The organism is Oceanobacillus damuensis (genome assembly GCF_001618145.1).
Taxonomy (GTDB): domain Bacteria; phylum Bacillota; class Bacilli; order Bacillales; family Amphibacillaceae; genus Oceanobacillus; species Oceanobacillus damuensis.
The window spans coordinates 1-21,587 of sequence record NZ_LQNF01000049.1; the positions used below are offsets into that span (position 1 = coordinate 1).

The 21,587-nt window shown below is 39.6% G+C and carries 26 protein-coding genes and 1 other annotated feature; of the genes, 10 read left to right on the top strand and 16 right to left on the bottom strand.

All coding sequences use genetic code 11. The annotated features are described in order from the left end of the window. The 5 genes from A4245_RS18510 to A4245_RS18530 all read right to left on the bottom strand — a co-directional run. Window positions 1-432: urease accessory protein UreF (locus A4245_RS18510; protein ID WP_324609869.1), on the bottom strand; the 432-nt coding region annotated here is incomplete at its 3' end. After that, a complete protein-coding gene (gene ureE / locus A4245_RS18515) occupies window positions 425-880 on the bottom strand; it encodes an urease accessory protein UreE (RefSeq protein ID WP_067730664.1) in 456 nt (151 codons plus the stop codon). The genes A4245_RS18510 and ureE, both read right to left, overlap by 8 nt. A gap of 10 nt (window positions 881-890) precedes the next feature. Continuing rightward, window positions 891-2,603 (bottom strand): urease subunit alpha, encoded by a 1,713-nt coding sequence (gene ureC / locus A4245_RS18520; protein WP_067730666.1) that lies wholly within the window; start codon window positions 2,601-2,603, stop codon window positions 891-893. Then, the gene (locus A4245_RS18525; protein WP_067730668.1) at window positions 2,593-2,922 is read right to left on the bottom strand and encodes an urease subunit beta; all 330 of its coding nucleotides are present in this window, start codon (window positions 2,920-2,922) and stop codon (window positions 2,593-2,595) included. Before A4245_RS18525 ends, ureC begins: the two co-directional genes overlap by 11 nt. A gap of 170 nt (window positions 2,923-3,092) precedes the next feature. Continuing rightward, complete coding sequence (locus A4245_RS18530) at window positions 3,093-3,395, bottom strand: urease subunit gamma (protein WP_067730670.1); 303 nt, start codon at window positions 3,393-3,395, stop codon at window positions 3,093-3,095. Between the two features lie 935 nt (window positions 3,396-4,330). Continuing rightward, window positions 4,331-4,505: a binding site (T-box leader), on the top strand. Between the two features lie 67 nt (window positions 4,506-4,572). Here A4245_RS18530 and trpS point away from each other — a divergent pair. Next, the gene (trpS, locus tag A4245_RS18535; protein ID WP_067730708.1) at window positions 4,573-5,562 is read left to right on the top strand and encodes a tryptophan--tRNA ligase; all 990 of its coding nucleotides are present in this window, start codon (window positions 4,573-4,575) and stop codon (window positions 5,560-5,562) included. 289 nt (window positions 5,563-5,851) lie between these two features. Here trpS and A4245_RS18540 read toward each other — a convergent pair whose 3' ends face one another. The 6 genes from A4245_RS18540 to A4245_RS18565 all read right to left on the bottom strand — a co-directional run bounded on the left by A4245_RS18540 (window position 5,852) and on the right by A4245_RS18565 (window position 11,100). Continuing rightward, window positions 5,852-6,613: a YjbA family protein gene (locus A4245_RS18540; protein WP_067730672.1), complete on the bottom strand. Its 762-nt coding sequence runs from the start codon at window positions 6,611-6,613 to the stop codon at window positions 5,852-5,854. 81 nt (window positions 6,614-6,694) lie between these two features. Beyond that, window positions 6,695-6,895 carry a YuzI family membrane protein gene (locus A4245_RS18545; protein WP_067730674.1) on the bottom strand — a complete coding sequence of 67 codons (201 nt, stop codon included), beginning with the start codon at window positions 6,893-6,895 and terminating at the stop codon, window positions 6,695-6,697. 175 nt (window positions 6,896-7,070) lie between these two features. Continuing rightward, a complete protein-coding gene (gene fabF / locus A4245_RS18550; protein WP_067730676.1) occupies window positions 7,071-8,309 on the bottom strand; it encodes a beta-ketoacyl-ACP synthase II in 1,239 nt (412 codons plus the stop codon). A 30-nt stretch (window positions 8,310-8,339) separates the two neighbouring features. Continuing rightward, window positions 8,340-9,278 (bottom strand): beta-ketoacyl-ACP synthase III, encoded by a 939-nt coding sequence (locus tag A4245_RS18555; protein ID WP_067730678.1) that lies wholly within the window; start codon window positions 9,276-9,278, stop codon window positions 8,340-8,342. A 115-nt stretch (window positions 9,279-9,393) separates the two neighbouring features. Then, entirely contained in the window at window positions 9,394-10,359 is a 966-nt protein-coding gene (locus A4245_RS18560; RefSeq protein ID WP_324609870.1) for a BMP family ABC transporter substrate-binding protein, read from the bottom strand. An 87-nt stretch (window positions 10,360-10,446) separates the two neighbouring features. Next, window positions 10,447-11,100, bottom strand: a complete 654-nt coding sequence (locus tag A4245_RS18565; RefSeq protein WP_067730681.1) for a hypothetical protein — start codon at window positions 11,098-11,100, stop codon at window positions 10,447-10,449. A 146-nt stretch (window positions 11,101-11,246) separates the two neighbouring features. Here A4245_RS18565 and A4245_RS18570 point away from each other — a divergent pair, with 146 nt between their 5' ends. Beyond that, window positions 11,247-11,477: a DUF2929 family protein gene (locus A4245_RS18570; protein WP_067730683.1), complete on the top strand. Its 231-nt coding sequence runs from the start codon at window positions 11,247-11,249 to the stop codon at window positions 11,475-11,477. A 53-nt stretch (window positions 11,478-11,530) separates the two neighbouring features. Here the strand turns inward: A4245_RS18570 and A4245_RS18575 are convergent, their stop codons facing one another. Further along, window positions 11,531-11,860 (bottom strand): hypothetical protein, encoded by a 330-nt coding sequence (locus A4245_RS18575; protein WP_084268868.1) that lies wholly within the window; start codon window positions 11,858-11,860, stop codon window positions 11,531-11,533. 207 nt (window positions 11,861-12,067) lie between these two features. Here A4245_RS18575 and A4245_RS18580 point away from each other — a divergent pair, with 207 nt between their 5' ends. After that, window positions 12,068-12,895 carry an undecaprenyl-diphosphate phosphatase gene (locus tag A4245_RS18580; RefSeq protein WP_067730685.1) on the top strand — a complete coding sequence of 276 codons (828 nt, stop codon included), beginning with the start codon at window positions 12,068-12,070 and terminating at the stop codon, window positions 12,893-12,895. Window positions 12,896-13,104: 209 nt separating this feature from the next. Here the strand turns inward: A4245_RS18580 and A4245_RS18585 are convergent, their stop codons facing one another. Then, complete coding sequence (locus tag A4245_RS18585; protein ID WP_067730687.1) at window positions 13,105-13,416, bottom strand: metal-sulfur cluster assembly factor; 312 nt, start codon at window positions 13,414-13,416, stop codon at window positions 13,105-13,107. A gap of 86 nt (window positions 13,417-13,502) precedes the next feature. Further along, the gene (gene yjfP / locus A4245_RS18590) at window positions 13,503-14,264 is read right to left on the bottom strand and encodes an esterase (protein WP_067730689.1); all 762 of its coding nucleotides are present in this window, start codon (window positions 14,262-14,264) and stop codon (window positions 13,503-13,505) included. A gap of 137 nt (window positions 14,265-14,401) precedes the next feature. On the opposite strand from yjfP, the gene A4245_RS18595 reads away from it, so the two are divergent. The 4 genes from A4245_RS18595 (at window position 14,402) to A4245_RS18605 (ending at window position 16,141) form a co-directional block, all read left to right on the top strand. Beyond that, on the top strand, window positions 14,402-15,238 hold the full coding sequence (locus tag A4245_RS18595) for a Cof-type HAD-IIB family hydrolase (RefSeq protein ID WP_067730692.1): 837 nt from the start codon (window positions 14,402-14,404) through the stop codon (window positions 15,236-15,238). Window positions 15,239-15,368: 130 nt separating this feature from the next. Further along, on the top strand, window positions 15,369-15,518 hold the full coding sequence (locus tag A4245_RS20455; RefSeq protein ID WP_199860717.1) for a hypothetical protein: 150 nt from the start codon (window positions 15,369-15,371) through the stop codon (window positions 15,516-15,518). Further along, window positions 15,519-15,713, top strand: coding sequence for a DUF3813 family protein (locus A4245_RS18600; RefSeq protein WP_067730694.1), 195 nt, complete (start codon window positions 15,519-15,521; stop codon window positions 15,711-15,713). 164 nt (window positions 15,714-15,877) lie between these two features. Further along, window positions 15,878-16,141, top strand: a complete 264-nt coding sequence (locus A4245_RS18605) for a NifU N-terminal domain-containing protein (RefSeq protein ID WP_067730696.1) — start codon at window positions 15,878-15,880, stop codon at window positions 16,139-16,141. A gap of 123 nt (window positions 16,142-16,264) precedes the next feature. Here A4245_RS18605 and A4245_RS18610 read toward each other — a convergent pair whose 3' ends face one another. After that, window positions 16,265-16,678 carry a hypothetical protein gene (locus A4245_RS18610; RefSeq protein ID WP_067730698.1) on the bottom strand — a complete coding sequence of 138 codons (414 nt, stop codon included), beginning with the start codon at window positions 16,676-16,678 and terminating at the stop codon, window positions 16,265-16,267. A gap of 16 nt (window positions 16,679-16,694) precedes the next feature. Beyond that, window positions 16,695-17,537, bottom strand: coding sequence for a YitT family protein (locus A4245_RS18615; protein WP_067730700.1), 843 nt, complete (start codon window positions 17,535-17,537; stop codon window positions 16,695-16,697). A gap of 113 nt (window positions 17,538-17,650) precedes the next feature. On the opposite strand from A4245_RS18615, the gene A4245_RS18620 reads away from it, so the two are divergent. The 3 genes from A4245_RS18620 to yppF all read left to right on the top strand — a co-directional run bounded on the left by A4245_RS18620 (window position 17,651) and on the right by yppF (window position 21,439). Next, window positions 17,651-18,517 carry a DegV family protein gene (locus A4245_RS18620; protein WP_067730702.1) on the top strand — a complete coding sequence of 289 codons (867 nt, stop codon included), beginning with the start codon at window positions 17,651-17,653 and terminating at the stop codon, window positions 18,515-18,517. A 403-nt stretch (window positions 18,518-18,920) separates the two neighbouring features. After that, the gene (locus A4245_RS18625; RefSeq protein ID WP_067730704.1) at window positions 18,921-21,158 is read left to right on the top strand and encodes a beta-propeller domain-containing protein; all 2,238 of its coding nucleotides are present in this window, start codon (window positions 18,921-18,923) and stop codon (window positions 21,156-21,158) included. An 80-nt stretch (window positions 21,159-21,238) separates the two neighbouring features. Further along, the gene (gene yppF, locus A4245_RS18630) at window positions 21,239-21,439 is read left to right on the top strand and encodes a YppF family protein (RefSeq protein ID WP_067730706.1); all 201 of its coding nucleotides are present in this window, start codon (window positions 21,239-21,241) and stop codon (window positions 21,437-21,439) included. Window positions 21,440-21,587: the final 148 nt, after the last annotated feature.

Consider the following 21,587-nt stretch of genomic DNA (forward strand, 5'->3'; position numbering starts at 1 on the left):
ACAAAAGTGTCCAGCCATTGTAAATACAATCGCTGGATGTCCAAATGATTGTTTTGCTTTAATTCGTTGTCGATACAAGGTCAAAATTGGTGCTTCATATAGGGTTTCTGAAATAGCAACCATGCGCTCGCCCATCCGCATCGTACCGTCTCTCGTTTCTCTTGCCAGGTTCTGAACCGTAACCATGCGGTCTAACTTCCAGATTTCCTCTAAATCATTGGCCACGAGTGCATCATAAACAAGTCTTGCCGCCAAACCATCTGAATAGACAAGCTGTTCATGCAAATAAACCGTCAACCATTTTGAAAATGTTGCGTCATCATAAACCGTTTCATCCTGGATATAACTTTCAAGACCAAATGAGTGGCTAAATCCTCCTGTTGGGAAGTTAGAGTCACATAATTGAAACAAAGATAATAGCTTATCATCCATGGCTATGTCCTATATGGCGAAATGCTTGTTTTACCTTTCGTTCTTCACGTTTATATGGGATTTTAAGCTCTTGTAATAGATCCTCTACTAAATAATCATATTGGATTAACATTTCGTCACCCTCGAACTGTGCGGGTAAATGCCGGTTCCCTAACTGGTGTGCGATGGTTCCCATTTCATTTATACTTCTCGGACGAATAATCAATAAATCATCAGATAGCACATCAATTATAATCATGTTTTCATCGTCCATATAAAGAACATCCCCGGCTTCCAGATCCCGAGATTCTTTCAATCGGATCCCCAACTCACGTCCATGGTCTGTTTCCACTCGCTGAATACGTTTTACTAAATGTGCACTTTCCAGATATACTTTTTCTTTGTGGCGTTTCTTCAATTCATCTGGTTCTAAATCATGTATGTTCGTAATAACTTTTTCGATAATCATTTTCTTCACCTCAAAATAAGAAATAACGTTGTCCTATTGGAACGGTGTCAACAGGGTCACAGGTTATAACTTCACCATTTATTTTTACTTCATATGTTTGCGGATCCACGTCAATGTCAGGTGTTTCGCTATTTAATTTCATATCTTTCTTTGTAAGATTACGAATCCCACGAACAGGTCGAATCTGCTTCTCAAGACCAAGTTGCTCATGGACTTTATTGTCATATGCAGCTTGAGAGATAAATGTAAACGAGCTCTTGGCTAATGCCTTTCCAACTGAGGCATACATTGGTCTATAAATCATTGGCTGCGGTGTGGGAATTGTAGCGTTAGCATCCCCCATCAGGCTTTGGACCACTAGACCATTCTTCAGAATCATTTCCGGTTTAGCCGCAAAAAACTTTGGATCCCATAATACAAGATCAGCAATCTTGCCAACCTCAATTGAGCCTACATATTCCGAAATACCATGTGTAATTGCTGGATTGATCGTGTATTTGGCTATATATCGCTTCACACGATTATTGTCTGCATACTCATAGTCACCTTTCATAATGCCCAGCTGCTTTTTCATTTTATCAGCTGTCTGCCACGTTCTTAGGACAACTTCACCGATTCGCCCCATTGCCTGTGCATCAGAACTTATCATACTGAAAACACCCATATCCTGCAGAACATCTTCTGCAGCTATAGTCTCACTGCGAATCCGCGAATCCGCAAAAGCAATATCCTCTGGAACAGAAGGGTTTAGGTGATGGCAAACCATCAGCATATCCAAATGTTCATCAATCGTATTTACTGTATATGGCAATGTTGGGTTCGTTGATGACGGCAGGATATTCATCATACCAGCAGATTTGATTAAATCCGGGGAATGTCCTCCTCCTGCACCCTCCGTATGATACATGTGAAGAACACGATCCTTGATGGCACGCATCGTATCTTCCATAAATCCGCCCTCATTCAATGTATCTGCATGAAGTGCCACTTGAATGTCGTACTCATCTGCAACCCTTAGTGAATAATCCAACGAAGAAGAAGTTGCTCCCCAGTCTTCATGAACCTTTAAGCCAATTGCACCCGCATGAATCTGCTCAGCTAACGGCTCAACACTTGCGGCATGACCTTTTCCTGTTAAGCCCACATTGATTGGTAATCCGTCAACAGCCTGTAGCATGCGATGCATATTCCATTCACCTGGAGTTACGGTAGTCGCACGAGATCCAGCGGCTGGACCAGTTCCACCGCCAATTAATGTAGTTAATCCAGCAGTGAGTGCCACATCTACTTGGGCTGGATTGATAAAGTGAACATGAGTGTCAATCCCACCTGCAGTTAGAATTTTACCTTCACCAGCAATGATTTCTGTGGAAGTACCAATAACAATGTCGACATTGTCCATGATGAGCGGGTTGCCGCTTTTTCCTATTTTGTAAATAAGCCCATCTCTCAGTGCAACATCCGCCTTATAAATTCCCGTGTAATCCAGAACTACAACGTTGGTAATGACAGTATCGGGAACACCATCCTTACGCGTTGCTAGTGGATGCTGTCCCATCCCATCACGAATTACCTTACCACCACCAAAAACAACTTCCTCGCCATAAACGGTATAATCTTTTTCAATTTGAATAAACAAATTCGTATCTGCTAAGCGGATCGAATCACCAGTTGTCGGTCCGTACATTTGAGAATATTGCTCCCTGGACATTTTAAAACTCATTGATATCCCCGCTTTCTAATAGGCCATCTACTTTATTATTAAATCCATATACCTTGCGTTCACCAGCATAATCAATCAATTCCACTTCTTTTTCATCACCTGGTTCAAAGCGGACTGCAGCTCCCGCAGGAACATTTAATCGCTTCCCATATGCCTCTTTTCGACTAAATTTTAGTGCCGTATTCACTTCATAAAAATGAAAGTGTGAACCAACTTGTACTGGTCGGTCTCCCGTATTAATAACCGTAATTTTTAAATTTGGTCTATCTGCATTACAGGTAATTTCTTCATCTTTCAGGATAAATTCACCTGGTATCATTACTATCTCAGCCCTTTCATAGCTTATCGAAAATCATAAAAATATCTATTTCAGGTTACGGCAAAAACCAGCGCCAATGTCTATTTTTATGTACAAAGTTAGAAAAGATAAAGCTCTCCTCCTGCACGAGTATCACCGAAATGACTGGGCTAATTCTTAGCTTTCTGTTTTTAGTGAATTGGATTATGCACTGTAACTAATTTTGTGCCATCCCGGAAGGTAACTTCTACCTGGATATCGTCAATCATTTCAGGAATACCGTCCATTACATCATTACGTGATAAAATTGTTGCCCCGTACTCCATTAATTCAGCAACAGATTTACCATCCCTTGCACCTTCCATTACTTCATAGGTTATCAGCGCTATTGCTTCAGGGTGATTCAATTTAAGACCTCGTTGTTTTCTTCGTTTAGCGAGATCTGCGGCAACGACAATTAATAGCTTATCAATTTCGCGCGGTAATAATTGCATATTATAACCTCCTTTGACGTTAATTAAATATACTAAAAAGCATCTCCATTTTTTGAGCTTTGGAAACGTTTTTAAAACAATAACCTCAATCATCCAGGGTTTCTGAACGATATCAGAAAACAAAATAAATTTTCCGTTTATTAGGGCAAATCTAAATTAGACGACATTGAAAAAACCTAGTCTTCAGCTAACTGTTCCGTTATTTTTTCTCCTTCTTTCTTTAATATTGTGAAATACGTAACAAAGAATCCAGTTAATCGATAGCAATCCAACTAAAATTCTGTTACATTCCATTCAGCAATATAGTGTTTTTCTTAAATAAAAGTAAATCAAGTGTGTCATTCATTTTCAGGTAAATGTTGAAAGAGACGGTGGTTCTCCTGAACGACTAGTGTATGGGGAGGTTCACTTTTACATCTGGTAGATTAACCGATGCGAAAAGAGTTTGGGATAATTATCGTTGCATCCTGCTGTATGTAATCAATAAGAATGGATCTTAATCAAGAGCCCAGAAACTATTCACATTTAGCATGTTTAACAATATGACTTCTCAGGATAGGGAGGATTTGTACTGAGAAAACATTCAGCCTCTGGAAAGCTGATAAAACACTCATTAATTAATGGTAGCAAGATGATAACTCTTCCTATTCTACATATTATAGGGCGGAAATCAAGTTTTTTACTTTTTTCACATAATATGCTATCTGTGTTGGTACTATTGCAAGGGCTGGCGCCATCGAACATCAATCAAGGATGATAGATTGTAGAATAAAACAACACGGCCCACTGAATTGGCTGCGGTAAGGGTTGCAAACCGCCAATTCGAACAAATTTTTCCTATCAATGAAAAATATTTAGCCATTAATGTATTTTGTATCCTATATCATTTGCATTCTCTCTCAAAAATGATCTATAATTAAATAAACAATTTCATACAAATAGCAATGAGACTGACGTAGTACAATTGCCCGCTGATTTTTAGAGAGCTTGTGGTTGGTGAAAACAAGCATCAAGGTTAATTGGAATTGGACTTTCGAGCTTATAAAATAAAGTGATCTTACATTTTATGTAAGGTAATTAGGGTGGCACCGCGGTTCATTCGTCCCTTTTCCTGGGGAGAGAATGGATTTTTTTTATGCTTTTTAAAAATTTACTTATAAAAAATGGAGTGAAAGTAATGGAAACTATTTTTTCAGGAATCCAGCCGAGTGGTACACTGACCATCGGGAATTATCTCGGGGCTATTCAGCAGTTTGTTGAATTACAGAACGATTACGACTGCTATTTCTGTATTGTGGATGAGCATGCAATTACTGTCCCACAGGATCGTCTTAAATTAAGAAATAATATTCGCTCACTGGCAGCACTTTATCTTGCTTCTGGAATCAATCCGGAAAGCTCTACACTTTTTGTGCAATCCGAGGTACCTGCCCATACACAGTTAGGTTGGATGCTGCAATCAATCAGCTATGTTGGTGAATTGGAACGTATGACACAGTATAAAGACAAATCGGAAGGAAAAGACGCTGTTTCCTCTGCTTTGCTTACTTATCCATCTCTCATGGCAGCAGATATTTTACTCTATAATTCGAATGTTGTTCCTGTTGGAGATGACCAAAAACAGCATCTTGAGCTGACTAGAGATTTAGCGCAGCGCTTCAACAATCGCTTTAACGATATCTTCACCATCCCTGAAATTCGCATCCCAAAAGTTGGTGCACGCATTATGTCGCTGCAGGAACCAACGAAGAAAATGAGTAAATCTGATGAAAATGAAAAAGGCTTCATTTCGATGCTTGATGAACCTAAAAGAATTGAGAAAAAAATTAAAAGTGCTGTAACGGATTCAGATGGCATCGTAAAATACGATAAAGACAATAAACCTGGTGTTTCCAATCTGCTGACCATCTACTCCAGTTGTACCGGTGAATCAATCAAGTCTCTCGAGGCAAAATACGAAGGTAAAGGTTATGGAGAATTCAAGCAAGGTGTGGCAAATGCTGTCATTGATACGCTAAAACCAATTCAGGACAGATATGCTGAACTGGTTAACTCCGAAAAACTGGATGATATTCTGGATAAAGGTGCGGAAAAAGCATCCTTTACCGCCAATAAAACGGTTGCTAAAGCAAAAAAAGCAATGGGCCTTGGCAGAGTAAGAAAATAACGGAATACAATGAATGCGCCCAACGGTTACGTTCGGGCGCATTTCTAATTGATTGCAAGCTTTTTCAGCCAAAATGTGGTTGATCAGCAAAGTGATTTCCGCCTGAAGTTGTGAACTTCGGCTTGTATATGGTGAACAATGAGCTTCTAAGCTTTGAACTTCGGCATCTAAATTGTGAACTTCGGCATTTTTACTGTGAACTTCAACAGTTCGGTAAAATCATAGCCATTCAACCGACAATCTGAAAGTTAAACCAAGAGAAGAAACAATATCGGACCGAACCAAGCTCCTATTTTTGACTCGATGTATTGTGCTCCGGTCCAATCTCAGCTTCCCACATTTTTTCCAAAAAGGGCTGACCGCGTACCAGTTTTGCGCATAAATCCTCATGAGCTTCACTCCAGCCTTCTTTTACTCCGTTATACAATGTTTCCCATACTCTTTCCTCATCCATGTAACGGATTGCCGGATACTGCTTTGGATCCCATTCTGTCAGCCAGTAGCGCAATTCCTCTCTGTTGTTGGTCGTTTTCAGCTGATCTAGGCCGATCATGAGCAACTGCTTCATCTGCCTTTCCTTTCTTGTTAGTCCAAAAACAAATTCTGGAGGCATGGAAAGCATGTGGTATTCTTTTTCGTATTCACTATCATCAAATTTGAAGGACTGGGGTTTCGTATTATCTATCATGTCAAATACAAGCTGTTCCTGACGCGGGATTAATCTACTTTTGCGAATAGGAATGGAATAGCCAATCGTATCGAATGCGAGAATGTCGTTCCCATCTGTCACAATACATGCGTATTCCACAACAGATCGTTTCTGTCCCTTCCGTGTATAGGCCCGTTTGTATATCGAATCAAGCAAAGTACTCGGCAGATCATGCATATCATTCTCAATGTAATTGTATAGTGTTTCTGTTATGTATAGTAAAGGTACTTGATCCAATAGTTCAATGTTGTCCTCTTTTCTCCATTCATGAAAATGACAGACACTGTAACCATTCTCTTCTCCTTCAAACCAGTTCACCCAAACATCGTGCAAATATAACATAAACAACCCTCACTTTTCATTTTCCGATTAAAATACATTATGACCATCACGGAGAAAAATATTCGAGAAGTTGCATGAAATTTAATTCTGATAACGATATAAAATTGTACTCATAATTAAAATACCTAGCGGGAGAAAATAGCATTCCATTCTTCCACTTATAAATATAAAATAATCATTCCAGGACAAGCCTGCAGGAAGGAAATTCATATAGGCAATAATGGTTACTCCCCCAGTGACAGCAAGTCCAAATCCTATCAAAAATATAAATACGTATCCCATTCAAATCCCCTCACCTGTGCTTGTCCATTTTATTATTACATCTTATGATGAGTTGTCGAAAAGAATGCTATGTATATTCGAGAGGTGCATTGATTTACATGTTAATGAGAAACAAAAGTTTATAACTTTCCAGCTAAAAAAAAGCCGCTCAGCAATCAGCTGAACAGCTTATCAATTATTGATATTTTTTAAATACAAGTGCAACATTGTGACCGCCAAAGCCAAGTGAATTGCTTACAACCACATTTACATCCTGCTTTCTTGCCTCATTTGGAACATAGTCCAGATCACAGTCTGGGTCCGGCTCTTCATAATTAGTGGTTGCTGGAATAACTCCATCTTTGATTGACTTGATAGAGATTACAGCCTCAATACCTCCAGCAGCTCCCAGCAAATGACCAGTCATCGATTTTGTGGATGAAACAGCTAATTTTTTGGCATGATCTCCAAAAACCGTCTTGATTGCTGCGGTTTCATACTTATCATTAAGTTCTGTGCTTGTACCATGTGCATTAATATAATCAACTTCTTCAGGAGAGATCCCTGCATCTCTGAGAGCATGCTGCATCGCGCGTGCCGCTCCCTCTCCATTCTCAGCTGGAGCAGTAATATGATAAGCGTCACCTGTTGCACCGTATCCGGCTATTTCACCGTAAATATGTGCTCCACGTTCCAGTGCCGAATCCAGGCTTTCCAAAATCAGAATTCCAGCACCCTCACCCATTACAAAGCCATCTCTGTTTTTATCGAATGGACGACTTGCTTTACTCGGATCTTCATTCGTTGATAACGCTTTTGCTGATGAGAAACCTGCGAAAGCCATATCGGAAATCGGTGCTTCTGTTCCTCCGGCAATAATATAATCAACATCTCCACGCTCAACTGCTTTATATGCATCACCAATTGAGTTAGCCCCGGATGCACAGGCTGTTACGGAACATGAATTGATACCTTTTGCACCTAGTTGAATGGATACTTGGCCTGCAGCCATATCAGGAATCATCATCGGTACAAAGAAAGGACTGACCCTTTTAGGACCTTTTTCCAATAACTTGGTATGCTGTTCTTCCCATGTCTTCATCCCACCGATACCTGAACCAATCCATACCCCAACCCGATGTGCATTGCTGTCGTCAATCGTAAGCTTTGCATCTTCTACAGCCATTTTGGATGCAGCGACAGCGTATTGGGTAAAGGGATCCATTTTACGAGCATCTTTTTTGTCCATAAATTGGGTTGGATCAAAGTCTTTTACCTCTGCAGCTACTTTGGCAGGATAGTTATCTTTATCAACTTTCGTTACGAAATCGATTCCGGATTTACCGGCTAAAATATTTTCCCACATTGTATTTACATTGTTACCTAATGGTGTTACGGCACCTAAGCCTGTAATGACCACTCTTCTCTTTTCCATATGTTCTTCCTCCTTCCATAAATAAATGGCTTATCTTCCCCAGCGCATGGCAACTGCGCCCCATGTAAGACCGCCACCAAAACCTACCAATACAATTAAATCATTATCTTTTATTTTACCCTCTTTTACTGACTCTGACAAAGCCATAGGTATGGACGCGGAAGAATTATTACCATACTTTTTAATGGTTGTAGCCATTTTATCCTCTGCGATACCAAGCCGCTGACGTGCAGCCTCCATGATTCTGATATTTGCCTGGTGTGGAACAAGATAATCAACATCTTCCTTGCTGTAACCTATTTCCTCGATAACATTAACCGTTGATTCCGGCATTTGTCTTACTGCAAATTTATATACTTCACGACCATTCATAACTAGATGATCATCTTCGTTCTGGTACAATTCCATGCCACCAGCACCATTGGCACCTAATTCAAATGATAAAATCCCTTTACCTTCTGATACTTCGCCAACCACTGCGGCACCGGCACCATCACCTAGAAGGACACATGTACCTCTGTCTTCCCAGTTTGTGATTTTAGACAGTTTTTCGGAACCAACGATAAGGATTTTTTTGTAGGCACCCGTTTCGATAAATTGCTTAGCGGTAATCAGTGCGTACATAAAGCCGGAACACGCGGCGCTTATATCCATTGCAGCCGCTTTTGTTGCTCCAATTCGATCCTGCAGCATGCAGGCTACAGATGGAAAAGGCGTATCGGGTGTCACTGTAGCCACTAAAATTAAATCAATATCTGCTGCGTCCACATTGGCTTCCTCAAGTGCACCAAGCGTTGCATGATATGCCATATCCGATGTATCGATATCATCGGACGCCAATCTTCTTTCCTCAATACCAGTTCTGGTTCTTATCCATTCATCGTTTGTGTCAACGATTTTTTCCATATCTTTATTCGTAACTATATTTGTCGGAAGGTAATGACCTGTACCTAATATACCTACACCCATATTTGACCGCTCCCTTATATATCAATCGTTATTATCAATTATTATGACTTGGTACTAATTTTAATGTAAGTTTATAAATATAGCAAGAAAAATTGATTATTATTCGAACCTATATTCATTTTTCATGAGGTAGCAAGCCTGTTTCCATATAGTTTTCAACATGTGCCTCTAACTCGTTCTGGAAGGATTCAGGGACCTCATCATTGAATTGGCCAAGTGAAATATATCCATCCTTAAAATCAAAGGACATTACAGCCCCTTCAAGGTTAGCTTCATCAAACTGTTTTGCGCTCTCTTCATATAGCTTGTCCACATGCTGGATGGTGCTTGTCAGGACCGTATCAGGAGCCAATTCAAGCTGATCTGAAATATACCCGATGGCATATAATCCGTCTTCTTCTGCCATTTCGATAATACTTTCACTGAACATATCACCGATCGGATAAAAAACATCCACTTCTTTTTGTCGCATATCTTCATACATACTGACCGCAATGTCGGTATTATGCCAATCATTAATATAATTGAATTCAATCACAGCTTGTGGATTCTGATACTTGACTCCTTCAAAAAAACCTTCAATTTCAGGTTGCCATAAATGTGCTGCAATAATACCAACTGAATTTGTCGCTGTCATTTCACCTGCTGCCATTCCTGCAAAAAATCCCATCGCATGGGAGCTGAAATTCAGGCTCGTTACATTTTCTGCGTAATTACCTCCATTAAAATAAACAAAATGGACATCAGGGTATAATTCTGCTATTTCCATGAAATAACTGCCATACATATTACTGTGGCCAAAGATAAGGTTGACGCCATCCTGCACAAACTCGGCTACAGCCCCATTAATTTCAGCTTTCGTATCAACATTCTCCTCGTAGTATACCTGGACATCGAATTCTTCCTCAATTTCAAGCAAACCAATATACCCTTTTTCGCTCCAGGCACTATCATCAATGGAAGTGTCAATCAGAAAGCCGACATTTTGAATTTTCCCCGTTTCAAAATACGCACAGCCTGAGAGAATATATATGAATGCTATAGCTAAACTTACGTTGGTAATCTTTTTCAAGTTGGACACTCCATTCCGCAATATCAGCACTGCCTTTGTACCTATTTTACCTGCATCAGAAATATGGGTACATAATGTACTTCTAATAAAATCGTGTCAATTATTAAAATTACTCAATAATCTGTAATGATCGACCACAGAATTAATCCTTTTAATTATAGGTACATTTTCACGCAGATAGATAACTTTTTCAAGTTCCGCGTCTACCCCTCTATTATAATGTCTGGAATAGACATGCAAAATTAATGGCAGTCCTGGAACTTCAAGCCATTGCAGAATCCCTTCAGCAAAATCCCGTACATATACTGCATTCTTTTTAAAATAGTCTGAACGAAAGGGAATAAATTCTTCTTTTCGAAACATCCCTTTCTCGTTCATCGGCATCCACTCACCAAAAAGTAAAGGAACCTTAATGATTGTAAAATTGTTATCGTTTGATGATCGGATTTCCTCGTCTTCAGGATTAATGACGTAAAGCTTTTTCACTTTTTGATTTAGATTTAGATGGTCGCCTCCTGCAATAATCCCAATTTCATAATACTTCTCTTCATCAGAATCAATCATCGAAAAGGAACTGTTCCTTCCATAATATAAACTGAGATCCTCCTCAATCAGTACCTCTCCTTTTTTTGGCTTATTACTTCTTCCCAAGTTTGCTATTCCATCTACCTTCTTGTCATTTTCAAGCAGAGTATTTACTATATGGTAACCAATCCAATGATTACAATTGACAACTAGAACGGTGGTCACACACAATTCCCCCTCTTTTTTCCTTCTAATATTTCAGTACAATCCTTTTAATTCGGAAAAAAATTTGATAAAATATAAAAGATATTTGAAAAAAGTCGTTCTAACCATAAAATGATGTTACCATTAGACAAAAGTGTTAGTGTTCGATGAGGTGGTTTTCAAAGCAACCTACAATAGAATTATTACAAGGTGAGGTGTTTGATGTGCGTTACATAATGACAATTATCTGGTCAGTATTGATTGCTGCGGCAGTATCCTATGTTTTGACAAGTATGGGTGGAGAACCCTTTGTAGTGGGAGATGCCTTGGTACTCGCTGCTGTTTTCGCGATATTCGCGTTTATCATGGGCGATGGAGTACTCAAAACAGAAAATTAACAATTACAGAAAAACCCTTGCCTTTTCAGCAAAGATGGCAAGGGTTTTCGTTTTTAGTACCAAGGAAGAATACTTAATGCTGCAAGTGCCGCCAGGGGCAGTACGAAACGTCTGAATCTTCTTCTTGGCCGGCCGAATCCATAGCCTGGGAAACCATATCCCGGATAACCGTATCCTGGATAACCATAACCGAACTGTCTCATATCGTTATACCCCTGTTCATGAGATTCGTTGCTATCCAATGGCACAGCAAAATAAACGTATTCATCATCCAACCCGGTAATAATTCCATCAAATTGCGAACCATCTGTCGTTTGTGCAAGAACATAGGAATGCATATGGTTTTTACAAAGGTCATACATATGTTTAGTATCATGATTCATTTTCATCATCCTCCTCACCCTCAGCCTATTCAATGGCCTATGGGTTGGTGACTTGTATTGGCGATTAAGTAAAGTTCTTGCCAACACAGAGGAGTTGAGCATTTGAATGTACAGTATCCACTAAATAAGACGGTTAAATCTCTGTTTCATAAAGATTTACTGTCTGACAAAAAAGAGAATAAGCTATTGAAATAAGGAGAGAATACAATGGATTTCTTAGTAGAATTATGGACAATCATACAATACTTTATATTAGGACTTGTCCAAGGCGTCACGGAACCGATCCCAATATCCTCCAGTGGGCATATCATGATTTTCAGAGAGCTTTTTGCGATCGATTCACCCGGACTGTCTTTTGAAATATTCGTCAACTTCGCTTCATTATTGGCAGTATTGACTATTTACCGTAGGGATATTGTTCGTTTAATACGGAATGGCTGGCTCTATGTTACGAAAAAAGAAGAAACAGCCAAAAGTGATTTCCGATTTATCATTTACCTGATTGTTGCAACCATTCCAGTTGGTGTTATTGGAGTTCTGTTCGGAGACGCTATTGGACAAATCATCAATGAAAATGCCATGAATGTAGTCGGTGTGACTTTACTGATTACAGCAGCTGCCGTATGGATGATTCGTAATCTTCGCGGTAGAAAAAATGACGGTGACCTGACAATCAAAGACGCGCTGATTGTCGGATTCTCTCAAGCTATTGCAGTGACACCAGGCATCAGCAGATCGGGTGCGACCATCGTTGCTTCCATGCTTATTGGGATGAGACAGGAAACAGCACTTCGCTTCTCATTCCTTCTGTATATCCCTGTCAGTCTTGGTACAGCGATATTAGAAATACCAGCTATTCTTAGCGATCCATCCTTCAGCACATTATGGATCCCATACGTAGTGGCATTTATTACAGCGTTTATCGCATCTTATTTCGCGTTAAGATGGTTCATGAACATCATGGCAAAAGGAAACTTAAGATACTTTGCTTATTATTGTGTAGTAGTTGGGTTGTTAGTAATCTTTTTCTTGTAAGATGCAGAAAGAAAACGGAAGGCAGCTACCTGAACCTTAGGCAGCTGCCTTTGTTGAACATATGTAAGTAAAATACTAATTCTGCTCTATTTGAAAACCTGGCGTTCGTCAAGCCCTTAGTCGAATGACTTAGTTGCACAGTTATTATACTCTATAGATAAAAAGAACTTCCACGAAAGGTCATCGCCTTTTCATGGAAGTTCTTTTCATCAATCAGGAATTCCTAATGCTATTTTGGCGTAGCGGGACATTCTTTCTTTGCCCCATGGTGGACTCCAGACAATATTTACATTGGTTTCTTTTACTTCAGGAATATCAGCAAGTGCGTGTTTGATATCTGCTTCAATGTGAGCAGATAATGGACAACCCATTGCCGTTAGCGTCATCGTCACATCACAGACACCTTCATCATTTAAATCTACGTCGTATATTAAGCCCAAGTTGACAATATCAATTCCCAGTTCAGGGTCAATCACATTTTCAAGGGCGCCCATCAGGTTTTCTTTTAGAGCTTCATCCATCGTATTTACCTCCTATCATTTCCTACTACTATTTAAACATAAATTATCCTTTTATTAAATAATTTAAATCAAAATAGCATAACTTATTATAAATGCTTTTCAAACCATTTGACTGTTTCCAGTATAGCATGTCGGGTTACTTTATGGTCGGTATTTGGTTCCTTGATGAAGTGGATATGTTCTTTATTCTTATAGAGCTGTACCGTCTCATCGAAAAAGGTGAAGGAATGATCAAATGGAACGACTGAATCATTTTCACCATGCCAGAATAATAATGGACGATCATTCAGCTTTTCCGGCTGGAGTGACAGATCCATTTTTTCAAGGCGTTTGTACATGCTTTCAATCATTTCATCGGTAACTGGCAAATCACCCATTTTTTTGAAGCTTTCCACAAGTGTTTTGGCAAATGTGGTTATTTTAGGAGATCCCATCAGGATTGCTGCAGTTTTGATCCATGGATATTGCGTAAGGGCAGCCGATGTTGTAATCCCGCCCATACTTGTACCAGCCACACCAAATCGGTTATCGAGAAGCAATTGTTGTTTATCAAGAAAATTTTTGATTGTTTGCAGCTCTTGTACATTGCGCATCACGATTTCCCAAAAGGAAATCTGCTTTTTCAGGGCAGGTACATTCGGTTCTCTTTCTCCATGATACATACTGTCGGGTAAAATCACCCGATAACCTTTTTCAGCAAGCAAATATGCCAGCGGGAGATTGTGCTCCTTGGCACTTGTGAAACCATGGTAATAAGTGACTGTAGGCAGGGCTTCCTCTTTTTTATCGCTATGAACAATGATTAAGCTCGGAATCGACTCTATATTTTCTTTATATATTCCAATCATCCAGGTGTACCTCTCCTCAATTCTCATGTTACCTTCTATTCTAAATGTATTGATGGATCACTGCAAACAATGTAAATTATTTATTACTTTACATATACTGTAATAATTTATAAACTATTCACATATGAGGTGAATTTATGAAAAATGAAAAACATTTAATTGCATTGGATTTAGATGGCACACTTTTAACTGATCAAAAAGAAATAAGTAATCGGACAAAGCAAACAGTTTTAACTGCTATGAATGAAGGTCATGTCGTTGTGATAGCTACAGGCAGACCTCATCGGGCAAGCATTGATTATTATAAGGAACTTGGGCTCAATACACCGATGGTCAATTTCAATGGTGCATTGATACACCATCCCCAGGATCGGACATGGGATTTTGCCATGCATACTCCAATGCCGCTTAAAACGGCACACACGATCATCGATGCCTGCTATGAACTGGATGTCAATAATATACTGGCGGAAGTTATGGATGATGTATATCTTGACAGCTTCGATCAGGATATTATTGATATTTTTCAGGAAACCCAAAATGAACCGCCATACATTATTGGTAATTTAAAGGAAAAATTGAACTCGGATCCAACGTCCGTACTCGTCCATCCGAAAAAAGACCATATTCAGCAATTGAGAAGTCATTTGAATGATTACCACGCAGAAATTATTGAACACCGCAAATGGGGCGCTCCCTGGAATATTATTGAAATTATTAAAAAGGGCATGAACAAAGCGGTCGGACTGCAAAAAATTGCCGATTATTATAATATTCCACAGGATCGAATTATCGCTTTTGGCGATGAGGACAATGATCTGGAAATGATTGATTATGCCGGTGTGGGCGTAGCAATGGGGAATGCTATCAGTGAGCTGAAGTCCCTAGCCAATCATCAGACCCTTACAAATCAGGAAGACGGGATAGGTATCTTCCTTGAGGAATATCTGAACATTAAAATAAAAACGGGTTAATCACCATTTGTTACCTGCAATATAAAAGTGAATCTGTATCATACTATCAGTGAACGTAAATACACGTTCACTTTAGTTTTGCTTTACTTCAGCATCTGTTTGAGTAATTTTCTCCAGGGAGGTTTTCATCTTGGGCAAGCGGAGTAAATCAAAGCGTTTTAGCCATCAAGGTGCTGCCGCTGTGAAAAAACATGCAGAGGTGTTCACCTACCGTTCTACGCTATCTGAAACGGAACGTAAAAACGAAGAGACTGACAGCCATACTGTAGGAGGGTTTTAATTGCAAAATAACTTATTTGAAAGAGCCAGAGATGCGGTAACAAATATGATGAATATGCCGGGCCAAGCCAGTCAACAGGATCAGCAGGCTGCACAGAATGCCATCCAGTCCGCTTATCAGGAGGCTTCCCCTGAGGAACGTCAGCAATTAAAACAGCTTGAACAGCAATTGAAACAGCACAATCAATTACAATAACATGCAGCACACAAAGCGATCGCCGGATCATTTCTAAAATGAAAAAGGGTTTGCAAAAAAATGATCTTTCCAGTGAACATCCATCCTGGGAGATCATTTTTTTGCTTTTTTAAACTACGCTTTTCTGATACTATATAGGTATGTATGATTAAGGAGGGAATGCTATGGGAATTCGTGTGGAAGCTACACCTAACCCGAATGCAATGAAATTTACAACAGATAAAGTGATTTTCGAAGGTACAAGCAGTGTTTCTGTAATGCCTGGCAATACAAGCGAGTATGAAATCATGAATGATTTGATGAAAATTGAAGAAGTAGATAATGTTTTTGGCTATCAAAACTTTATTACTGTCAATAAACAGCTTGATACAGAATGGGACCAACTGAGCCCAAAAGTGCTGGAAGTTTTTGAAAAACACGGCTACTAATTGATTGCTATTTTGGCAGGAAGGTGATGTGCGTAACCTTTCGCGGGGTTACTGCCATTACGGATCGGTATTAAAAGGAGCGAACCGAGGAATAATCTCCATTCGGTTCGCTCTTCTTAAATATTATTTCAGATCGATCGGAATATAATTTGGATTTACCATTTCATTGTTTTCATCTTTCCCATACAGCGTAATGATCGGCGGGTCTTCTGTGCCTTCAACAGCAACAGGTAGAGTTTCATTAATTTCAAATGCAGCCCACTCTCCCGGCTCCGCCCCTTCAAGTGAGATACTTTTTTCACCCATTAGAACGTCATCGCCCTGGTCAATCACATAAAATATTTCACCTGTGGCAGAAGATGCCTCACCAGTTAAAAGGAATTCTGTTCCCTCCACTTTCACATCAATGTTTTGAAACATCACTGCAGAGTTCTCGGTCAGGGCATTATCAGAGTCTGTAGCATTACGATCGTTATTTTCATCATTTCCACATGCAGCGACCAGTAATAGTGCTGCTAATACGAGAATATACCTCAATTGTTTTCCCTCCTTATCAGTCACGTCTGAAGAATCCGTACACCCCTGCTGTTTCAACTATATTGGTAAATGCGTTCGGGTCCACTTCATTTATAATCTTTTCCAAGTCATAAAGTTCATACCGAGTAATAACGAGATACATTAAGCTTTTATCAGCTTTCGTATATGCGCCCTTTGCAGGCAGAATCGTAATGCCGCGTACCATCTTTTTGTGGATTGCCGCTTGTAATTCATCGGCCTTAAGCGTAACAATCATCGCTGTAACTTTCTCATGTCTCGTATGAATTGCATCAATCACCCGTGTAGACACATACAAAGTCAGCATTGTATATAAGGCATTTTCAGGTTCGTAAAAAACACCCGCAAGCACGATGATTACTGCATTCATAGTTAAAAAATAGTTTCCGATTGGCTTGTCCTTCAAACGGGATAAAATCATGGCAACGATGTCCATACCACCGGTCGACGCACCGGATTTCAATGTAAAACCCACAGCAATCCCGGAGATTACTCCACCAAATACAGCGTTCAGCATAATATCATTTGAAAGGGCAATTACTGGTATAAACTGCAAAAACAGAGAGGTAAAGAATACGGAGAAAATACTGTAGATCGTAAAACCTTTACCGACTTTATACCACCCTACTATTAGGACAGGGACATTTAACAGCAGCAGCAATATTCCCGTACTGACATTAAACCCGATGAAGTCATTAAACACACTGGCTAGAAGCTGTGCTGCGCCTGTAAAACCACTGGCATACACATTCGCTCCGATCAGAAAGAAATTAAGGGAAATTGCATTTAATAACGCACCAAAAATTACAACAATGATCCGTCTTGCTTCCATCATAAACATATATGTGCCTCCTTTTTTTGCATTTTTACTATTCCAATTATTACTTTTTTGACTAAAATTCTAAATAGCTTTAAACTGAATATACTAAATTAAATCAGAATGTAGGTGGTAAAATGTCTATTAAAATTCTTGCGGATAGTGCAAGTGATTTGTCAAAGCATTATTATAACGAATTTAACATTGAAATGGTACCATTAACTGTTCATTTAGATGGAAAAGACTATCAGGATGGACAAACAATCGATCCAAAAACAGTCTACAACGCTATGAGAGATGGCAAGACGCCGAAAACTTCTCAGGTTTCACCTCAACTTTTCAAAGGCGTTTTCACTAAATATGCTGAAGCAAATGTACCGCTCATATACATTGCTTTCTCTTCAGAGCTTTCTGGAACATATCAGACAGCTAAAATGATGGAGCTGGAAGTGAGAGAAGATTATCCGGATGCACCTATCCATATTATCGACTCAAGATGTGCATCGATCGGCTGCGGTCTCGTGGCTATTCATGCTGCAAAGCTTGCCAAGAACGGATCTTCAGTCGAGGAAATCATTAAAGCGGCTTCATACCAGGCAGAGCATATGGAACATATTTTTACGGTGGATAATCTCGAATACTTGTACCGTGGTGGCCGTGTCAGCAAGACAGCAGCATTCGTAGGCACGTTGCTTAAAATTAAACCTTTGCTTCATGTGGAGGACGGCAAGCTTATCCCACTCGAAAAAATACGGGGGTCTAAGAAAGTACTCCATCGTATGGTGGAGGTTATGGAAGAGCGTGGTACAGACTTTCAAAATCAGACGATCGGCATCAGTCATGGGGATGACCCGGAAAAAGCCGAACTGCTTGCTTCCATGATCAGTGATAAGTTTGGTGTCAAGAAGGACGATATTGTAATAGACATCGTTGGAGCAGCAGTCGGTTCCCATGCCGGACCAGGAACAATTGCACTGTTTTTCTCAAATAAACCCGTGAAATAAAAGCGATAGCACCGGTTAATGGCGTATTGGCTTGACCTGAATCGATGAGTAATTTTTTCGGTGTGAAAAGATGTCTATGCTGACATCGCATATATCAGTCACAAGCTGTAGGAGCTCCTATAATGGATAGCTTTGAAACCGAACTTGCTGTTTAAGCTTGGCATCGGGATGCTGTTAAATATACTTACTTTTCGTGGATAATAAGAAGCCTGCCCTCCATTTTAACTTGGACAGGCTTTTTTGAGCCTCTTGATATTAAGTATTGCAGGCATTTTCGCTAAGCAGCATCCACACCAATTAAAAATTTTTAAAATTTATTATATTTCCATTTCAAATATGTAACGATTTCATTTCAATGTCGTCTAAGTGATTAAGCAAGAACATTTTGAAATGAGGTGTATGTATGAAAAAACGATTAGTATGGATAGGCATTGGAGCACTATTCGCAGCAAGTATCGTCATCTATATTTCGCTATCAAATAAACTGATTCCAGAAATACCTGCAGCCTCCAGTTATGCTTCTGCGATGAAGGACTGGACTGTCAATTTTCCGGAACAAATGGATCCCCAATCGTTTACTTCAGAACACGTGTCTGTCGTTAATGAAAAGGGAGAAAAGGTTGGGGTTTCAATGGTTTGGAATGATGACAAAACAAATCTGACATTAACCCCTCCTGCGAACGGGTACACTGTTGACGAGAAATACACGATTAACATATCAAAAAATGTCCTGACGAAAAACGGGAAAAATCTCTCCAATTCATTCAGCCACTCATTTACAGCTGTTTCTGAGTTACCATCAATTCAAAATCAGGAACAACTTGTTACCTTACTAACGGAACGCGGCAAAACAGCAGAAGAATCAGTCCATCTGTTTTCCAACGACATTGAAGAAGAATCAGGGGAAATGACTTCTTCTTCTTCCGATTCGTCTGGCAGTGAAGGAAATAATTTTTCCGGTACAAATAATCAGGTCTCCGGAATTGCTGAAGGAAATACGGTTCAAACGGACGGAGAATATATTTATTTCTCCCGGGATACCGACATTATCATTGTTTCCTCAGAAGAACAAGATAGTCAGTTAATCAGCAAGATTGAAGAAGAAAATTTTCATCCAATGGAAATTTATTTGCACGATAATCTGCTCATCAGTATTGGATACAGCTATGAGCCGTTACGGGAACTAGATGAATCAAATGGTTCCAACAGGAGTGACAATGAGGAAATTGCGATTTTCCCACCTATGTCACAAGTTACCACAGCACAAATCTATGATCTTTCAGACAAAAACAAACCGGAAAAAATAAGAGAAATATCGATGGAAGGAAATTTAACTGCCTCCAGACTCTTTGGCGATCACCTTTACCTGATTGCCAACCAATACCCCCACTTTCACATAATGGAGGAGGAGGCGATGGACATCAGACCATATATTAAAGATACTGCCAAAAGTGAAGCTGGGCAATCGGTGTCCTATGACGATATGTACTTTTTTCCTGACAGCAATGAAACAGATTATCTGCTCCTGACTTCAATCGATTTGACCGATATGGAAAAAGAAGCAGAAATCAAGACATATCTAGGTGCATCCAACCATGTATATATGTCAAAGGATCATTTATATCTTGCGACGAACAAGTATAAAAATGACAATCAAGATACAAACGATGGTACCGCTGATATGATGATTAGGGAACCAATGGATATGGACACGGAGATCTTTCAATTTAAAATAGATGAAGGAGATATGAATTACCATGCTTCCGTTGTTGTTAACGGTACCCTGATCAACCAGTTTGCCATGGACGAAAGAAACGGTACATTCCGGGTAGCTACAACCAAGGGAGGTATGTGGAATTCAGATGTCCCTTCTACCAATAATCTGTATACCTATGATCTGGATCTCCATCCACTCGGTTCTGTCGAAGGCCTTGCTGAGGGCGAACAGATCTTCAGTGTTCGTTTCATGGAGGATGTTGCATATATGGTCACGTTCGAACAGATCGATCCGTTATTTGTAATTAATCTTGAAGACCCAACAAACCCTGTTGTCCTGGGAGAACTGAAAATTCCTGGCTTCAGCAATTATCTTCACCCACTTGATGAAAATCATGTCATCGGTTTTGGAGAAAATACGAAGCTCGTTCAAAATGATAATAATTCTGAGCCCTTGGTGAGAAACGATGGATTGAAAATCTCCCTGTTTGATGTCAGCGATCCGGCAAACCCAATTGAAAAGCAGAACGAAATTATTGGCAGTGCCGGTTCCCACAGTGAAATTAACTATAATCATAAAGTATTGTTTAAACATCCTGACAGAGATCTTTTCGGATTTCCTGCTGCTTTGTATGAAAGTAAGCTGATAACCCAGGGAGGTGCCACTTACGAAGATCAATCCTTTGTTTATGAAGGTGCTTTTCTTTATAGCATTACAGCTGAAGATGGTATTAAGCTGCACGATACCATTTCACACCAGCCCACAGAACAACAGGATTATCCTGATTGGGAGTCAGAAATAAAACGCATGGTTTCGGTTGGCGATTCAATATACACCTTTTCAAACAATCAATACAGCATCTACGACCTTGACAGCAAGAGTCTTGTCCAAACTGTGGATTTACCAGCACCGAAAAACTATTAATGGAAAAATCGAATGAATGCCACTTCTCCATCATATAGTTGTATATATAGCTACAATAAAACTTGTGATGGGGGTTTTCTATGCTTAATGAACTATTGGATGCCTTTGAAATGGAGCACAAATTTGCGCCTCAAACCATAGACAATCTGCTGGATTATTATCAAAAAAAATATATTAATGGGGAAATCGACATTAAAACATACCATAACATTTACAGTTGTCTTCATGAAAAAGGCGCTGTTTCAGCTCATGAATCTTCTTTAATAAGAAGCCCTGAATAGGGGCTTTTTTCTTTTAGTCCTTCTTGTAATGTTTGTTGTTTTATTCTCTTCGCATTTGATATGAAATGCGAAGTAATCTTTATATGTGGGATCTCTAACCTGGTAATGGAAGCATGTTACTTCGGCAACCGCAGCCCGTATACACTCC

What these genes read in the sequence shown, in the direction of transcription:
- trpS (WP_067730708.1), top strand. Translation starts at nt 4,573, where the DNA reads ATGGAAACTATTTTTTCAGGAATCCAGCCGAGTGGTACACTGACCATC.
- A4245_RS18540 (WP_067730672.1), bottom strand. Translation starts at nt 6,613, where the DNA reads ATGTTATATTTGCACGATGTTTGGGTGAACTGGTTTGAAGGAGAAGAG.
- A4245_RS18570 (WP_067730683.1), top strand. Translation starts at nt 11,247, where the DNA reads ATGAGGTGGTTTTCAAAGCAACCTACAATAGAATTATTACAAGGTGAG.
- A4245_RS18620 (WP_067730702.1), top strand. Translation starts at nt 17,651, where the DNA reads ATGTCTATTAAAATTCTTGCGGATAGTGCAAGTGATTTGTCAAAGCAT.
- ureC (WP_067730666.1), bottom strand. Translation starts at nt 2,603, where the DNA reads ATGAGTTTTAAAATGTCCAGGGAGCAATATTCTCAAATGTACGGACCG.
- yjfP (WP_067730689.1), bottom strand. Translation starts at nt 14,264, where the DNA reads ATGATTGGAATATATAAAGAAAATATAGAGTCGATTCCGAGCTTAATC.
- fabF (WP_067730676.1), bottom strand. Translation starts at nt 8,309, where the DNA reads ATGGAAAAGAGAAGAGTGGTCATTACAGGCTTAGGTGCCGTAACACCA.
- A4245_RS18555 (WP_067730678.1), bottom strand. Translation starts at nt 9,278, where the DNA reads ATGGGTGTAGGTATATTAGGTACAGGTCATTACCTTCCGACAAATATA.
- yppF (WP_067730706.1), top strand. Translation starts at nt 21,239, where the DNA reads ATGCTTAATGAACTATTGGATGCCTTTGAAATGGAGCACAAATTTGCG.
- A4245_RS18580 (WP_067730685.1), top strand. Translation starts at nt 12,068, where the DNA reads ATGGATTTCTTAGTAGAATTATGGACAATCATACAATACTTTATATTA.
- A4245_RS18615 (WP_067730700.1), bottom strand. Translation starts at nt 17,537, where the DNA reads ATGTTTATGATGGAAGCAAGACGGATCATTGTTGTAATTTTTGGTGCG.
- A4245_RS18575 (WP_084268868.1), bottom strand. Translation starts at nt 11,860, where the DNA reads ATGAATCATGATACTAAACATATGTATGACCTTTGTAAAAACCATATG.
- A4245_RS18530 (WP_067730670.1), bottom strand. Translation starts at nt 3,395, where the DNA reads ATGCAATTATTACCGCGCGAAATTGATAAGCTATTAATTGTCGTTGCC.
- ureE (WP_067730664.1), bottom strand. Translation starts at nt 880, where the DNA reads ATGATTATCGAAAAAGTTATTACGAACATACATGATTTAGAACCAGAT.
- A4245_RS18585 (WP_067730687.1), bottom strand. Translation starts at nt 13,416, where the DNA reads ATGGATGAAGCTCTAAAAGAAAACCTGATGGGCGCCCTTGAAAATGTG.
- A4245_RS18525 (WP_067730668.1), bottom strand. Translation starts at nt 2,922, where the DNA reads ATGATACCAGGTGAATTTATCCTGAAAGATGAAGAAATTACCTGTAAT.
- A4245_RS18625 (WP_067730704.1), top strand. Translation starts at nt 18,921, where the DNA reads ATGAAAAAACGATTAGTATGGATAGGCATTGGAGCACTATTCGCAGCA.
- A4245_RS18605 (WP_067730696.1), top strand. Translation starts at nt 15,878, where the DNA reads ATGGGAATTCGTGTGGAAGCTACACCTAACCCGAATGCAATGAAATTT.
- A4245_RS18545 (WP_067730674.1), bottom strand. Translation starts at nt 6,895, where the DNA reads ATGGGATACGTATTTATATTTTTGATAGGATTTGGACTTGCTGTCACT.
- A4245_RS18595 (WP_067730692.1), top strand. Translation starts at nt 14,402, where the DNA reads ATGAAAAATGAAAAACATTTAATTGCATTGGATTTAGATGGCACACTT.